The organism is Corallococcus sp. AB032C, assembly GCF_003668935.1.
GTDB classification, from domain to species: domain Bacteria; phylum Myxococcota; class Myxococcia; order Myxococcales; family Myxococcaceae; genus Corallococcus; species Corallococcus exiguus.
This window is the reverse complement of record NZ_RAWP01000167.1, coordinates 1-14,113: the sequence shown is the minus strand read 5'-3', so window position 1 is coordinate 14,113 and position 14,113 is coordinate 1. Positions and strand designations below refer to the sequence as shown.

The following is a 14,113-nucleotide window of genomic DNA, read 5'->3' as shown; positions in this document are numbered from 1 at the left end:
GGCCTCGAACGCTTCCGCAATCCGCGCCCACTCCGGCTTCTCCACCTGCTTCGACATGCCCGGAAGCGTCCGCCGCGAACCGCGCCCCCGGCAATCCCTCACGGCACGTCATTGGCCGGACGGTTACAAAGCCCCCACTGGTGGGACCACTTCAACAACCAGGTGTCCGTGGTGGCGCCGTCCAGCAATTGGTTGGGCGCCAAGCGGGTCACCTGGGTGGTGCCCGGCGTGGTGGGCAGCTCCGTCTGGGCGCGTGAGTAGACGAAGTACAGCGTGGAACCCAGCCGGTACTCCCAACGCAGCACGGCGTTGAGGTTGAGCGCGGACTCGTGGAAGTCCGGGTCCAGCGCGGTCGTGGTGGGCGTCAGCCGCGCGAGCGGCAGCCGGCCGTTCGCGTCCGGGGTTCCTTCGAAGAAGGGGCCGTAGCGGCCGTACGCGGAGAAGAACTGCGCGTACGCCTGGAGCGTGAGCCGCGGGGTGAGCACCAGCAGCTGGCGCAGCGTGAAGGACACGGCGCGCGGGTGCAGCTGGCCGAACACGAGCCGGCCGTCCTCGTCCCCCACGTAGCGGGGCCCGTCCAGGTTGGTCAGCAGCTCACTGGTCAGCTGCGTCTCCAGGCGCGGCGTGGGGCGCCACGTCATCGTCACCGCGCCGCCGCCGCCCGTCTTGGAGGGCAGGGGCGCCGGGGCGGAGATGCGGCCCACGTAGCCGTCCAACTGGAAGGAGAGGGCGCGGTTCTTGTCCGTGGAGCCCGCGCACGCCGCGTACCGGTACGGTGGGCGCTCGTAGGGGATGCCGGTGAGGGGAATCTCGCGGATGTCGCTGCGCCCGGTCAGCTGGCCCAGCTCGCACTCCACGGCGTGGAAGCCGGGCAGCGTGGCCAGCGCGCCCACCGTGAGCTTGTGGCTGAGGCGGATGCCGCGCCCGTCCGTGGTCCAGCTGCTGATGTCCTGCACGGAGGAGGAGAAGTCCAGCAGCGGCCCGAAGCCGGTGGGCCGCACGAAGGACACCCGGCCTGACGCCTCCTGGAGGTTCTGGGTCGGCTGGTAGCCCGTGGTGCTCAGCTCCAGGCGCGGTGACAGGTACTCGTAGCCCACGTCGAAGCGGAAGGGCTCACCGCCCTGCTTGCCGCCGCTCACGTAGGTGCCCAGGCCCAGGTCCCCCGGGCGCAGGAGCGTGCCGTCGCGCAAGGCACGCCCCGCCTCCGGGCCTCCCGCCACGCGCGAGCCGGTGAGCTGGCCGCGCACGCCCCAGGCGCCGTCCGTGCTGCGCACGTCCCAGTCCAGCGCCGCCGCGTTCCCTCCGGCCACCCGGCACGCGTCGCGCTCGGCGGGGTCCTGGGGCAGGCCGCCCGCGCACAGGTCCGACAGGGGCGTCGCCGCCGCGAACGTGCCGCCCACGGACACGCCGGTGACGGGCTGCTGGCGCAGCACGACGGTGAGGAAGTTCTGCGCGGCGCCCGCCTGCGCGGGCAGCTCGTTGTTGGGGCCCAGGTGCAGCGGCCGGGACGGGTGGAAGCGGATGCGCCGGTCCGGCGGCGCTTCGCCGTCCTCGCCCGTCAGGCCCGTCCGGGGCGCGGAGGGGCCCATCACCACCGCGTCCAGCACGCCCACCTGGAGCGTGTCGGTGAGGTTTCCGGTCAGCTTCACCGCCGCCAGGATGGGCGTCTCCAGGCCGATGCGCCGCGTGTAGAAGAGCGTCTGCGAGGACTCCCCCACCGGCTGGAAGACGTCCATGCCCTGGAGGAAGAAGGGGCGCTTCTCCGGGAAGAACTGCTCGAAGGTGCTGAGGTTGAGGATGAGCTGATCCGCCTCCACCTGGCCGAAGTCCGGGTTCACCGTGGCGGTGAGCGTCAGGTCGCTGGTGAGCGCCGCGCGCAGGTCCACGCCCACGTCCGCGGACGGGGAGCCCAGCCGGGGCGTGGGCCGCGCCGGGTCCGCGTAGCGGGGGCTCATGCCGAAGCGCGCGGCGACGTAGGGCGTCAGCTGCACGCCGCTGCGGGACGGGATGCGCTCCAGGCCCTCCAGGTGCCCGAAGCGGGACACGAAGGCGTTGTCGTTGCGCGGCAGGAGGGTGGAGTCGATGACCTCCCGCGTGCGGGCCAGCTGCCGGCGCACCGCGAGCCCGAAGGTGTGCGTGGGCGCCTCCGGGAAGCGCAGCAGGTGCAGGGGGATGATCAGCTCCGCGGACCACCCGTCCGGCAGGTCCGCGGCGGCGCCGTCCCACACCGCGTCCCAGTCCTCGGTGTACTTGATGTCCTCGAAGTAGAGGACGTCCCGGAGGATGCCGCCCGCGTTCACCGTGAACGCGTACGCGGTGCGGTGGTCGTGCGCGCTGTCCACCATCACCGTGACGGAGTCCGACTCCGGGGGCCGGTCCCGGCGCCCCAGCTGCCGGTTGATGAGCAGGGGCTGCGAGTCGCGCGCCAGGATGCCGACGTAGAGGTTGTCGTCGTCGTAGAGGACGCGCAGGTCGGTGCGCTCGCTGGGCGCCGCGCCGTTCTTCGGGAAGGTCTGCACGAAGCGGTCGAACAGCGGCGCTTGTGCCCACTCCGCCTCGTCCAGCCGGCCATCCAGTTGGATGGGCTTGAGCGTGCGGCGGGCCTGGATGGCCCCGGATGCGGGCGGTCCTTCCGCGCGCGGCGCGGCGGCCCAGAGCACGGCGAGGAGTCCCAACAGGACGGGCGCCCGGGGGCGCGGACGGGGAACGGGAGGCATGGGGGGAGTGCTCAGGTCCAGCGGAACAGGCGCACGGCCAGGGCGAAGCACGCGGAGCCCCACGTGCCCAGGATGGCCAGGTCCGGAAGCAGCGCGGACAGCGGCGCGCCTTCGTTGATGACGGCGCGCATGCAGGCGTTCATCGCGCTCAGGGGCAGCGCCCGGATGAGCGGCTGGACCGCGTCCGGGAAGTGGCTGGAGGCGAAGAAGATGCCCGCCAGCCCCATCATGGGCACCATCACCATGTTGATGAGGCCCACGGCCGTCTCGCTGGTGCGGGCGCGCGAGGCACACAGGAACGCCAGCCCGCTGAAGGCAAACGTCCCCGCCAGCGCCACCGCCGCCACCGCCGCGAGCGAGCCGTGGATGGGCATGCCGAACGTCACGCGCGCGAAGCCCAGCACGAGCGGCAGGTCCACGCACAGCACGAACACCACCCGCGCCAGCGCGAAGGACAGCAGGTACTCCGGGCGGCGCATGGGCGTGGCCGCGAAGCGCTTGAGCAGCCGGCGCTGCCGGGCCAGGACGATGACGAACGTGATGCCCCACATGCTGCCGGCCATCACGTTCATGCCGACGAGGCCGGGCACCAGCCAGTCCACGTAGCGCGTGCCGGGCGCGCTCACCGCGTCGTCCTTCACGGGGCGCGCGTCGGCGCGGCCCGCGTCGCGCTGGAGCACGTCGTCCACGAAGGTGCGTGTGGCGGGAGACTCCGGGCGGGTGGGGTCGAAGCGGTAGGCCAGCGCGCCCCCGGTCTGCTCCGGAGGCGTCACCTGCAGCGCGAACCGGCCGGTCCGCAGGCCCGCGCCCGCCTCGGAGGCCGGGACGCGCTCGGGCGTGAGGCCCGGGTGGGCGGCCAGGGCCGCGGCGACGCGCTCGGCGCCGGGCCCGTCCACCACCGCCACGCGCGTGCGTGGCGTCACGCCGTGGTTGAACGCGCTGCCCAGCGCCACCGTGAGGAGGATGGGGAAGACGAACGTCCAGAAGAGGGTGCCCGGCTCGCGGATGAACTCCCGCAGCCGGGTGAGCGTCAGGCGCGCCAGCGGCGGCATGCGCCGTCCCCGCGCGGGCCGCGCGCCAGCGACCGCGTCCATGGTGGGCTCAGTCACGCAGGTTCCTCCCCGTCAGGGACACGAAGACGTCCTCCAGCGTGGCGTTGCGCGTGGTCAGCCCGGACAGCTCCGCGCCGCGCTCCGCGATGCGCGCCAGGATGGAGGGCAGCGCCAGGTGGGGCCGCGACACCGACAGCGCCAGGCGGCCCGTGAGCGTGGTGCGCGCGGCCGTCACCCCGGCCACGGACTCGAAGTCCGGCGGGCCCAGCGCGGGCTGCGTGGTGAGCTCCACCACGTGCTCTCCGCCCAGCGACGCGACCAGCTCCGCGGGCGTGCCCACCGCGATGACCTGGCCCTTGTCCACCACCGCCACGCGGTCGCAGAGCTGCTCCGCCTCGTCCATGTAGTGCGTGGTGAAGACCACGGTGCGCCCGCGCGCGCGGAAGGCGGAGATGAGCTGCCAGAGCGCCCGGCGCGACTGTGGATCCAGGCCCGTGGTGGGCTCGTCCATGAAGATGAGCTCCGGGTCGCCCGCCAGGCTGCACGCGATGGACAGCCGCTGCCGCTGGCCGCCGGACAGCCGCACCACCCAGCTGTCGGACTTGTCCGTGAGCTGGAGCAGCGCCAGCAGCTCCTCCGTGTCCGGCCCCTGCGAATAGAAGGACCGGAAGAGCTCCAGCGTCTCGCGCACCGTCAGCTTGTCGGAGAGGAGGTTCTCCTGGAGCACCACGCCAATGCGCTCGCGCAGCGCGTTCCCGGCCTTCTCCCAGGTGCGCCCCAGCACCTCGACCTCGCCGCGGGTGGCCGTCTGGAGTCCCTCGAGGATCTCCAGCGTCGTCGTCTTGCCCGCGCCGTTGGGGCCCAGGAGTCCGAAGCACTCGCCGGTGCGGACCTCCAGGTCGAGGCCCCGAACGGCAGCCACCTCACCGAACTCTTTGTGCAGTCCCCGCACACGGATGGAAATCCCCACATGTCTGGAAATAGACAAATTCCAGGATGCGAACAAGGAGGTGCCGGGTAGGCGCGGGGCTCAAGCTGGCTTGATCACCACGAGTCCGAACATCAGCGGGATGGTGGGCAACTCCTCCGGTGGCCACATGCGGCGGCCCTCTGTTTCGCGCATGCGGGGGAAGAGACGCGCGCCGTTCGCGTACGGGTACTCGCGGAGGGCCTCCAGGCGCAGGCCCGCGGACAACAGGGCGGTGATGATCTCCCCCAGCCCCCACTGGAACGTGTGGTCCGGATGCGGGTTGCGGAAGTCCTTCACGCCCTCTTTGAAGCCCCAGGGCACGAGCGCGTCCTGCGCCTGCGCGACGTAGTCCGTCACGCCAGCGGTCTCCACGTGCACGCCTCCACCATAGGGGTAGTGGAGCCTCCACTGTTCGTCGAGCGTGAGCGCCAGCGGATGGAAGTCGACGACGACGAAGCGGCCTCCCGGCGCGAGCACGCCCGCGAGTCCCCGGGCCCAGGCGCCCAGGTCGGACAGCCAGCACATCGCGCCATAGGAGGAGAAGGCGACGTCGTAGCGAGTGCCCTCCGCGGAGGCGGCGGCGAGCCAGTCGTAGACGTCCTGCCGCACGAAGGTGCCCGGGAGGCCGGACGCCTCGGAGAGCGAGCGCGCGAACGCGACGGCCTCGTCGCTGATGTCCACGCCCGTCACGCGCGCGCCCCGGGCCGCGAAGCTCAGCGTGTCCTGCCCGCTGTTGCACAGGAGGTGCACCAGCGACCGGTCCCGCACGTCCCCCACCAGCTCCCGCTCCTCGGGGAAGAGGGTGCAGTGGCCTTCGCGCAGGGCGCGGGCCTGGTCGCCCTTGTGGCTGTTGTGCGCCGGGGTGGCCTCGTTCCACGAGCGCCGGTTGGCTTCATGCAGGTCTTTGGAGGGAGCCATGGGGCCATGATTCCAGGGGTGCAGGGGGGAAGGGTAGAAGAGAGGGGTGACTTCCTCCTGGTTGCCCCTGCACCGGGCCCGCGCTGGCACCCGCGTGCGCCTGTTCTGCTTCCCGTTCGCGGGCGGTGGCGCGTCCGTGTTCCGGCCCTGGGCCGGCGTGCTGCCGGAGGGCATGGAGCTGGCCGCGGTGCAGCCGCCGGGCCGCGAGGAGCGCCTGACGGAGCCGCCCTTCACGTCGCTGCACGCGCTGCTGGACGAAATGGACGCGGCGCTGTCGCCCTGGCTGGAGGACCGGCCGTTCGCCTTCTTCGGGCACAGCCTGGGGGCGCTGGTGGCCTTCGAGTGGACGCGGCGCCTGCGCCAGCGGGGCGGGCCCGCGCCGCTGCACCTCTTCGTCTCCGGCGCGCCCGCGCCCGGCCTGCCGCGCACGGGCCCCCTGCTGCACGCGCTGCCGGAGCCGGAGTTCCTCCAGGTGGTGCGCCAGTTGGGCGCGGGGGCCTTCGACGGACTCCCGGACGCGGGGCTCCTGGATGCGTGGGGACCCCTGCTGCGCGCGGACCTCCAGCTGGCGGAGAGCGCGGCCCCCGGGCCCGGTGAGCCGGTGGACGTTCCCCTCTCCGCGTTCGGAGGGCTGGATGACGCGGCCGTCTCCCGGGAGGAGCTGGCCGCGTGGCGCGAGCGGACGCGCGGCGCGTTCTCCCAGCACATGCTGCCCGGGGGGCATCTCTTCATCCGCGCTGGCTACCCCGCTGTCATCCAGGTGCTCTGGCGGAAGCTGCGCGGGGCCGTGCCGGGACTCTGAGGCGTCAGTACTCGCCCGTCACGCTCACCAGCGTCTCGTCCGTCACCGCGAAGCCGAAGGGCACCGGCATGGTGTCCTCCGGACGTTGGGCCGCGGGCGCGCCGGGGGCCAGGTCCAGGTCGAAGCGCACGGCGGTCGCGCGGAGTTGGACCTTCGTGCCCTCGGGCACGGTGAGCTCCAGCGGTAGGCCTCCCGGGGGCACGTCCCAGTACTCCAGCAGCCCGCCGCCCGGCACGTCGCGCAGCCGGGCCACGGCGCTCGCGTCCACCGGCTGGCCGGCGATGGTCAGCGCCCGCAGCGGCGTGCCCGCCCCGAACCGGACCTGGAGCAGTGGCGCCCGCTCCACGGACTCCACGTGGAGCACCAGCCGCCGCAGTCCATCCCGCGTCTCGTCTCGCGACACGCGCACGCTGGGGGCCGGCAGGGGCCGGTGGGGCGCGGGCGCCACGCGCACGTCGCGCCAGAAGCGGGGCAGGTAGCTGTCCAGGCGGCGCGTCGGAGCATCCGCGCTCACGAAGCGCGAGGCCCACGCGTCCACCTCGAAGTCGCTGGAGAGCCAGTACGCCTCGCCCCGGTTTGCATCCACGGCGTAGGCGACGCTGCTGGGGCGCGGGTCGCTCGCGTCGAAGCGCTCCCGCACCACGCCCACGCCCAGCAGCACGCACGCCAGCGCGAGCACGGGCAGCGCCACCGTCCGGCCGGGGCGCGCCATCGGTGCGAAGACCTGCGGCCACAGCAGCGCGAGCCAGGGCGCCACCGCCAGCGTCGCCACCGGTGCCAGGGCGAGCGTCAGCGCGACGTAGAGGTTGAGCACCTGCGGCACCCACAGCATCAGGGCTGGAACGGCGCTCACGGCCAGCAGCAGGCGGCCTCGCGCGGAGGGCTGCTCCGGCGACCCGCGAAGCCGTCCTCCGAGCGCCAACGCGCCGAAGAGTGCGGGCACCGCGAACAGGTAGCTGAGGCCCGGCGCCACGAATGCGCTGGCCACGCCCAGCACGGCCCACACCGCGAGCGCCCCCGCCACCAACTCCTCCGAGAGCGCTCCTCGCGGGAAGCGCGCTTGGACGCCGGCCCCCGCCACCCGCTCCTCCACGCGTGCCCTGCGCAGGAAGAGTGCCTGGACGCCGACCACCGTCGACAGCGTGAGCGCCAGCAGCCCCGCGATGAAGAGGTCGCCGTGGTAGGCGTCGCCCTGCGGCAGCACGCCCAGCCCCCCGTCGACGCGCAGCACCCCCCACCACGCGGCCTGGACCGCCGCCGCGCCCGCCACCGCCGCCGCGAGCACCGCGCCCGCGCCCCACGTCAGTCCGGACGCGCGCAGCCGGCCACGGCGCAGTCCCATGACGAGCGCCACCACCACCGCGAGCAGCGCCAGCAGCGCGATGGGCGCGGCCCAGGAGGCCGCGTGGTGCACGAGGAAGGGCCCGGCGTTGAAGTAGACGGCGTCCTCCGGAGGCGCCGGCTCCAGCGCGTCGTCGCCCAGGTGCCGCGCGAGCGCGAGCATCACCTCGCCGTGGTGCTGGAGGCTGTCCAGGCCGAAGTGGGCGAGGTCGTCCGTGCGCGCGTGGTAGCGCATGAACCCGTCGAGGAAGCCGAAGTTGAGGCCCGTCTTCCCCCGCTGGAGGAAGACGGTGAAGTCCGTGTCGTTCTGCAGCCGCCGGTACACCTCGTCGAAGAGCGAGCTGGCCTGGGCGGGTGCCCCCGAGCGCGCCAGATGCTGGATGAGCCAGCGGTTGCCGGGGCCCGGCTGGAACATCAGCGAGGGCCCGTGCGAGCCCCGGGCCTCGAAGTTGAGGACCACGGACACCTGCTCCGCCAGCGGGTGATGGAACGCGAACGCCCGCGCCCCCACGAGCCCCGTCTCCTCCGCGTCCGTGAAGAGGAAGAGGACGTCGTTGCGCAGCGGCGGGCCCGTGCGCAGCGCCCGCAGCGTCTCCAGCATCGCCGCCACGCCGGCCCCGTCATCCGAGGCCCCGGGCGACGTGGGCACGGAGTCGTAGTGCGCGACGATGGCGATGACGCCGCGGCTGTCCTGGCCCTTCACGTGGGCAAGCACGTTGTGGACGGTGGCGCCCGGGATGGAGTTCTCCTCCATGTCCGGGTGGATGGCGGCCGTGGCCTGCACCTCCGGTGTGACGCCCAGGCCGCGCACGGTGTCCACCAGGTACTCGCGCACCTCGCGGTGGGCCTGCGAGCCCACGGGATGCGGACGGGCCGCGATGCGCGCCAGGTGCTCGCGTGCACGCCCCGCGGAGAACACCTCCGGGGGCGCTGTCGCGGGCAGCGCGGTGGGCGCGGAGGCGAAGTGCAGGGCGAGGGCGGCGGTGAGCGCGGTGAGGACCGCGGCCGCGAGGCTGGCGAGGCGAGGGCTCACGCGCGGGCCTTCACGCCGCCGCTTCCGGGGCCACCACGTGGAAGCGGATCCGCCCCAGCGCCTGCGTCACCGCGCGCTCCACGTGGGCGCGGTCTTCGCCGCTCGCGATGACGTGGCCCAGCCGGTCGCCAGAGCTCTCCGGCGGACGCACGGTGACGCCCGGGGCCTTGTCCACGGACACCTCGCGCACGCCGTCCTCCTGGCGTGCGTCCTCCACGCCGTGCACCGCCGCGAGCCGCCCCGCGCCGGACGCGGTGAGGAAGCGGATGGAGGCCGTGGCCTTCTGGCGGGGCGTCAGGTCCACGGGCCGCCCCAGCAACTGCTCCAGCAGCACCGTCAGCAGGTCGATGCCGGTCGCGTGGCGCACCAGCTCCGGAATCATCCCGCCCGCCAGCCGCGGGTTGATTTCGATGACCACCGGGCCCTGGGCGCAGAGGCGGATCTCCGTGTGCGCGGGGCCCAGGTCGAAGCCCACCGCGTCCAGCGCGGCCACCACGGCGCGCTCGAGCGCCTGGCGCTCACCGTCGTCGAGGGGCGCCGGGAAGTCGTGGCCCAGCTCCACGAAGTGGGGCGGGGCGGACAGGTGCTTGCGCGTGACGCCGATGACGCGCGTGTCGCCCCGGGCGAGCGTCACCGTCTCCACGCTGAACTCGGGCCCGGTGAGGAAGCCCTCCACCAGCACCTCGCCGGCCAGCGCCTGGCCGCGCTCGTTCACCCGGCGCGACGCGAGCGACCGGTAGTGCGCGAGCAGCGCCTCGGGCGAATCCACGCGCCGTACGCCGGTGCTGCCGCTCTCCGCGGTGGGCTTCACCACGCAGGGGTAGGTGGCCTCGCGGCTCACCTGGAGCGCCTGGGCCTCGGAGGTGACGAGCCAGAACTCCGGGGTGGGCTGGCCCGCGGCGCTCAGCACCCTCCGGGCCTCGTGCTTCTCATGGCAGATGCGGGCCGCGTCCGGGTGGAGGTAGCGGAAGCCGTACCGGGCGGCCAGCCAGGCCACCAGGGGCACGTAGAACGTGGAGAAGGTCAGGAGCGCGTCCACGCGCGTGCGCGCCGTCAGGGCCCGCACGCAGGCGTCCATCGCCTCCCGGTCGTTCGTGTCCGCCTCCAGCACCTGGAGGTCCGGGCTGCCCGCGAGCTTCGCGAGGAAGGGGTACTTGCCGGGCTGGCGGGTGATGAAGGTGACCTGCTGTCCCTGGGCCACCAGCCGCTCCACGGCGAGCTTGCCGGTGCCCGTGGTGTTGCTCTCGATGAAGGCGAAGTGGGCGCGCATCACAGCCCCAGCTCCCGTGTGAGGTCGCCGCTGAGGGTGATGTCGGGCGCGTGGTACGGGACGCCGCCGTCATGGGGCAGCGGCGCGTGGCTCCAGCGCTCGGCCACGTCCACGCCGTAGCGGATGGCGTGCGGGGCCGCCGCGGCGGCGCACTCCGGGCCGGCGATGTGGTGCTTCGCCAGGTAGTCGTCCGAGTAGATGGTCTCCCCGTAGCGGTCGCCCTTGTCCGGGAAGATGCCCACGACGTGGGCGTCCGGGCCGAACTGCTCCGCGAGCCACGAGCCCACGATGTAGACCGCGCCGGACGAGCCGCCCGCGAAGATGCCCTCGCGCCGGGCCAGCTCACGGCAGCCCTGGAACACCTCGCCGTCGGACAGCCAGTGGGCCTCGTCGATGACGCGATAGTTGATGTTGCCCGCGATGATGCTGTTGCCGTGGCCGCTCTGGAGACGGGGGCGGTTGGGCTGGTGGAACTGCACGGAGCCCACCGCGTCCACGGCCACCACGCGCACGTGCGGCAGGCGCTGCTTGAGCGCGGCGGCCGTTCCACTGAGGGACCCGCCGCTGCCCACGCTGGCCACCAGCGCGGCGATGTTGCCGCCCAGCGCCTCGGTCAACTCCTGGGCCATGGCGCTGTTGTACGCGCCCGGGTTGCTGGGGCTGTCGTACTGGCGCGGCCAGAAGGCACCGGGCACGTCGCGCAGCACGTCCCGCAGGCGCTCCAGCCGCGACTGCTGCCAGCCTCCGGTGGGGTGATAGGCGTCCACCACCAGGACCTCCGCGCCCAGCGCCCGCAGCTTGGCGGCGGTGCTCACGTCGATGCGGGGGTCGGTGATGATGATGACCCGGTAGCCCTTGAGGGTGCCCACGCGGGCCAGGCCCTCCGCCATGGTGCCGGAGGAGCTTTCGACGATGGTGCCGCCGGGCTGAAGGTCGCCCCGGGCCTCCGCGTCGGTCACCATCTTGAGCGCGACCCGGTCCTTCATCTGCCCGGGCATGGACAGCTCCAGCTTGCCCCACAGCTGCGCGCGCGGCCGGTTCACGGCGCGGCCACGCAGCGAGACGAGGGGGGTGTTCTTCATCAACTCCAGGACGGACGAGACCTTGAGCATGGCGGAGGACGGGCGGTCAGGGTTGGGGGGGCGGGAATCCGGAGGCGGTGAGAAGCGCGGTGACGGCGTGCTCCAGCTGTCCGCGCGCGTCTTCCTGTTCGACGCGCCAGGCCTGGAGGGAGGCGGTGAGGCCCGGGTCCTCCAGCGCGGCGAGCTGGGCCAGGACGGAGGCGGGCGCGGGGCCTCCGCCATGGGCGGACGCCTCCACGCAGGTGGCGGGCTCCAGCGCGCGCGCCAGCTCCGCCTCGTCGAGCGTGAAGGCGCGCGAGGTGACTTCCAGGAGCAGCGCCTCCAGCTCGCGCCGGGCCTCCGCGGCGGTGAGGGGCGTGTCGCCCGTCTTGCGCGCCACGAGCCGGGCCACCACGTCGTGGGCCGTGCGGAACGCGAGTCCATGCCGCGCGACCAGGTGATCCGCGACGGCGGTCATCGTCGTGTCCGCGTGGACCAGGAAGGCGCGCATCGCGTCCGGGCGGACGCGCACGTGCTGGAGCAGCAGGTCCATCAGCTGGAGCGCCTTGCTGATGCCCCGGAGCGCGGGCCACAGGTGCGCGGAGACTTCACCGCTGACCTCCACGTTGTTGGTGAAGGGCGTGTTCTTCAGGCCCATCAAGGCGTTCATCAGCGCGCCGGTGGGGTGCACCGCCTGCCCGCGGATGTGCTCCAGGACGAAGGCGTTGCGCTTCTGCGGCATGATGGAGCTGGTGCTCACCAGGTCATCCGGCCAGTCGAGGAAGCCGTAGGCCATGCTGGCCCAGGACTGCAGGTCGTTGGCCAGCCGCGTGAGCGTGGTGCCCATGAGCGCCAGGGGCCCGAGCACCTGGATGACGAAGTCCCGTGAACCGACGGCGTCCGCGGAGTTGAGCACCGGCGCGGAGAAGCCCAGCAGCCGCGCGACCTGGTGCGGGTCGATGGGGAACGACGTGCCACCTCCGGCCGCGGCGCCCATGGGGCTGCGGTTGACGGTGCCGTAGCTGGCGGCGAGCCACGCGGTGCCGCGGACGAACTCCGACAGCACCGCCGTCAGGTAGTGGCCGAAGGTGGAGGGCTGCGCGGGCTGCTGGTGGGTGAAGGAGCTCATCACCGTGCGCGCGTGCGCGTGCGCCTGCGTGCTCAGCGTGCGCGACAGGGACTCGCAGCCGGCGAGCACGCCCAGCAGCTCCGTGCGCAGCCGCATCCGCGTCACGGTGGCGTTGATGTCGTTGCGGCTGCGGGCCACGTGCGCGGATCCGCCGACCTCGCCTCCCAGCCGGTGGATGTATTCGTTCTCGTACGTGAGGTAGAGGCCGCGGTGCGACGCGGGCGTTTCGAACACGGTCTCCCCCGCGTCCGAGCGCAGCCGCAGGTCGCGGTTGACGGACAACAGGCGCGCCACGGTCTCCGCGGGGAGGATGCCCCGGTGCGCGAGCATCACCAGGTGGGCCGCGTCGATGCGCAACAGGTGCGGCAGCACCGTGCGCTGGTCCTCCGCGAAGCCCGGTTCGTAGAACAGCCGGAAGAGGACGGGGTGGGGCGGCAGCGAAACGCGGCCCAGGGTCTGCGCGCTCATCGTGCGTCCACCGGGGAAGCCGCCGCATCCTCCGCGGCGATGTCGCCCACCACCGCGCCGGTGAGCCGCTGGATGTCCCGCGGCGAGATGCGCAGCATGTGCTGATCATCCCCGCCGCCGCCGAAGACGACGTCGTACTGGAGCACGCGCGAGTCGATGACCACGGGCAGCGGCGTCACGTGCCCCACCGGAGGAACGCCGCCGACGGCGTAGCCCGTGAGCCGCGACACCGTCTGCGCGCTGGCCAGCTTGAGTTGCGTGAGCTGGAGCGCGGCGGCCACCTTCGCGGTGGCGATGCGGATGTCGCCGGGCGCGATGGCCAGACACGCGCGAGACGCATCCTTCTTCCCCTCGAAGACGATGGTCTTGACGATCTGCGCGGGCGCCACGCCCAGCGCCGCCGCCGCCAGCGGCACCGTGGGCATGTCCGCGCCGGGGTTGATCAGCGTCGCGGCGACCTGGGAATCACGCAGGTACCGCTCAAGGAATTCGCGTCGGGAAGGTGCATCCGTCGTGTTCATGACGAACGCGAGTTTAAAGGATTCCCCTCTTACGTGAAGGGCGCCCGCGGAGCGGAACCCGTGACGGTGGATCCGCTCCGCGCGCGTGTTTCACGTCGTGCGCGCGAACGTTACGCGCTGACGCCAATGCCAATCGGGCAGCTCACGCCGGTGCCGCCAACGCCGCAATAACCCCCTGGGTTTTTCTGCAGGTACTGCTGGTGGTAATCCTCGGCGTAATAGAAGGCCGGCGAGGGCAGGACCTCCGTGGTGATGTCGCCCAGGCCCTTCGCGTTGAGCGCGGCCTGATACGCCTGCCGCGTCTCCTCCGCGGCGCGCTTCTGCGCGTCGTTCGCGAAGTAGATGCCGGAGCGGTACTGCGTGCCCGCGTCGTTGCCCTGGCGCATGCCCTGTGTCGGGTCGTGGTTCTCCCAGAACACCTTCAAGAGCTGCGCGTACGTGACCTTCGCCGGGTCGAACACCACGCGCACCACCTCGTTGTGGCCGGTGAGCCCGGAGCAGACCTCTTCGTACGTGGGGTTCGGCGTCAGCCCGCCCGCGTACCCCACCGAGGTGGAGTACACGCCCGGCACCTGCCAGAACTTGCGCTCGACGCCCCAGAAGCAGCCCATGCCGAAGACGGCCGTTTCAAAGCCCTCCGGCACTGGCCCCTTCAGCGGGGTGCCCAGCACGGTGTGCTTCTGCGGAACCGGCATCTCCTGAGGACGGCCCGGCAGCGCCTCCTGCGGAGTGGGGAGCCTCAACTTCTTCGGGGACGTGAAGAACATGCTCTAGCTTTAGCTCCGGGCCTCCCCGTTTTCACGCCCGGCGCACGCCCGCCCTCCCGCTCCC

Annotated in this window: 11 protein-coding genes; 1 reads left to right on the top strand and 10 read right to left on the bottom strand. The window is 72.7% G+C overall.

Annotated elements, in window-relative coordinates; translation table 11 throughout:
* Positions 1-98: 98 nt before the first annotated feature.
* The 4 genes from D7X99_RS39400 to D7X99_RS39385 form a co-directional block, all read right to left on the bottom strand.
* On the bottom strand, positions 99-2,717 hold the full coding sequence (locus tag D7X99_RS39400) for a DUF5916 domain-containing protein (protein WP_121782237.1): 2,619 nt from the start codon (positions 2,715-2,717) through the stop codon (positions 99-101).
* Between the two features lie 11 nt (positions 2,718-2,728).
* Positions 2,729-3,826: an ABC transporter permease gene (locus tag D7X99_RS39395; RefSeq protein WP_233597185.1), complete on the bottom strand. Its 1,098-nt coding sequence runs from the start codon at positions 3,824-3,826 to the stop codon at positions 2,729-2,731.
* Positions 3,819-4,691 carry an ABC transporter ATP-binding protein gene (locus tag D7X99_RS39390; RefSeq protein ID WP_233597186.1) on the bottom strand — a complete coding sequence of 291 codons (873 nt, stop codon included), beginning with the start codon at positions 4,689-4,691 and terminating at the stop codon, positions 3,819-3,821. Before D7X99_RS39390 ends, D7X99_RS39395 begins: the two co-directional genes overlap by 8 nt.
* A 108-nt stretch (positions 4,692-4,799) precedes the next feature.
* On the bottom strand, positions 4,800-5,657 hold the full coding sequence (locus tag D7X99_RS39385) for a bifunctional 2-polyprenyl-6-hydroxyphenol methylase/3-demethylubiquinol 3-O-methyltransferase UbiG (protein WP_121782235.1): 858 nt from the start codon (positions 5,655-5,657) through the stop codon (positions 4,800-4,802).
* 46 nt (positions 5,658-5,703) lie between these two features.
* Here D7X99_RS39385 and D7X99_RS39380 point away from each other — a divergent pair, with 46 nt between their 5' ends.
* A complete protein-coding gene (locus D7X99_RS39380) occupies positions 5,704-6,459 on the top strand; it encodes a thioesterase II family protein (protein ID WP_121782234.1) in 756 nt (251 codons plus the stop codon).
* Positions 6,460-6,463: 4 nt separating this feature from the next.
* On the opposite strand, the gene D7X99_RS39375 is transcribed toward D7X99_RS39380, so the two are convergent.
* The 6 genes from D7X99_RS39375 to msrA all read right to left on the bottom strand — a co-directional run bounded on the left by D7X99_RS39375 (position 6,464) and on the right by msrA (position 14,049).
* Positions 6,464-8,833 carry a M20/M25/M40 family metallo-hydrolase gene (locus tag D7X99_RS39375; protein ID WP_121782233.1) on the bottom strand — a complete coding sequence of 790 codons (2,370 nt, stop codon included), beginning with the start codon at positions 8,831-8,833 and terminating at the stop codon, positions 6,464-6,466.
* Between the two features lie 10 nt (positions 8,834-8,843).
* Entirely contained in the window at positions 8,844-10,103 is a 1,260-nt protein-coding gene (locus D7X99_RS39370) for an ATP-grasp domain-containing protein (RefSeq protein ID WP_121782232.1), read from the bottom strand.
* Positions 10,103-11,185, bottom strand: a complete 1,083-nt coding sequence (locus D7X99_RS39365) for a cysteine synthase family protein (RefSeq protein WP_233614110.1) — start codon at positions 11,183-11,185, stop codon at positions 10,103-10,105. Before D7X99_RS39365 ends, D7X99_RS39370 begins: the two co-directional genes overlap by 1 nt.
* Before the next feature lie 46 nt (positions 11,186-11,231).
* Entirely contained in the window at positions 11,232-12,761 is a 1,530-nt protein-coding gene (argH, locus tag D7X99_RS39360; protein WP_233614107.1) for an argininosuccinate lyase, read from the bottom strand.
* Entirely contained in the window at positions 12,758-13,282 is a 525-nt protein-coding gene (locus D7X99_RS39355; protein ID WP_233614104.1) for an aminoacyl-tRNA deacylase, read from the bottom strand. Before D7X99_RS39355 ends, argH begins: the two co-directional genes overlap by 4 nt.
* 110 nt (positions 13,283-13,392) lie before the next feature.
* Positions 13,393-14,049 carry a peptide-methionine (S)-S-oxide reductase MsrA gene (gene msrA, locus D7X99_RS39350; protein ID WP_121756173.1) on the bottom strand — a complete coding sequence of 219 codons (657 nt, stop codon included), beginning with the start codon at positions 14,047-14,049 and terminating at the stop codon, positions 13,393-13,395.
* Between the last annotated feature and the right edge of the window lie 64 nt (positions 14,050-14,113).

Coding starts and splice junctions, on each gene's coding strand:
- D7X99_RS39400 (WP_121782237.1), bottom strand. CDS start 2,717: ATGCCTCCCGTTCCCCGTCCGCGCCCCCGGGCGCCCGTCCTGTTGGGA.
- D7X99_RS39385 (WP_121782235.1), bottom strand. CDS start 5,657: ATGGCTCCCTCCAAAGACCTGCATGAAGCCAACCGGCGCTCGTGGAAC.
- D7X99_RS39370 (WP_121782232.1), bottom strand. CDS start 10,103: ATGCGCGCCCACTTCGCCTTCATCGAGAGCAACACCACGGGCACCGGC.
- D7X99_RS39365 (WP_233614110.1), bottom strand. CDS start 11,185: ATGAAGAACACCCCCCTCGTCTCGCTGCGTGGCCGCGCCGTGAACCGG.
- argH (WP_233614107.1), bottom strand. CDS start 12,761: ATGAGCGCGCAGACCCTGGGCCGCGTTTCGCTGCCGCCCCACCCCGTC.
- D7X99_RS39355 (WP_233614104.1), bottom strand. CDS start 13,282: ATGAACACGACGGATGCACCTTCCCGACGCGAATTCCTTGAGCGGTAC.
- msrA (WP_121756173.1), bottom strand. CDS start 14,049: ATGTTCTTCACGTCCCCGAAGAAGTTGAGGCTCCCCACTCCGCAGGAG.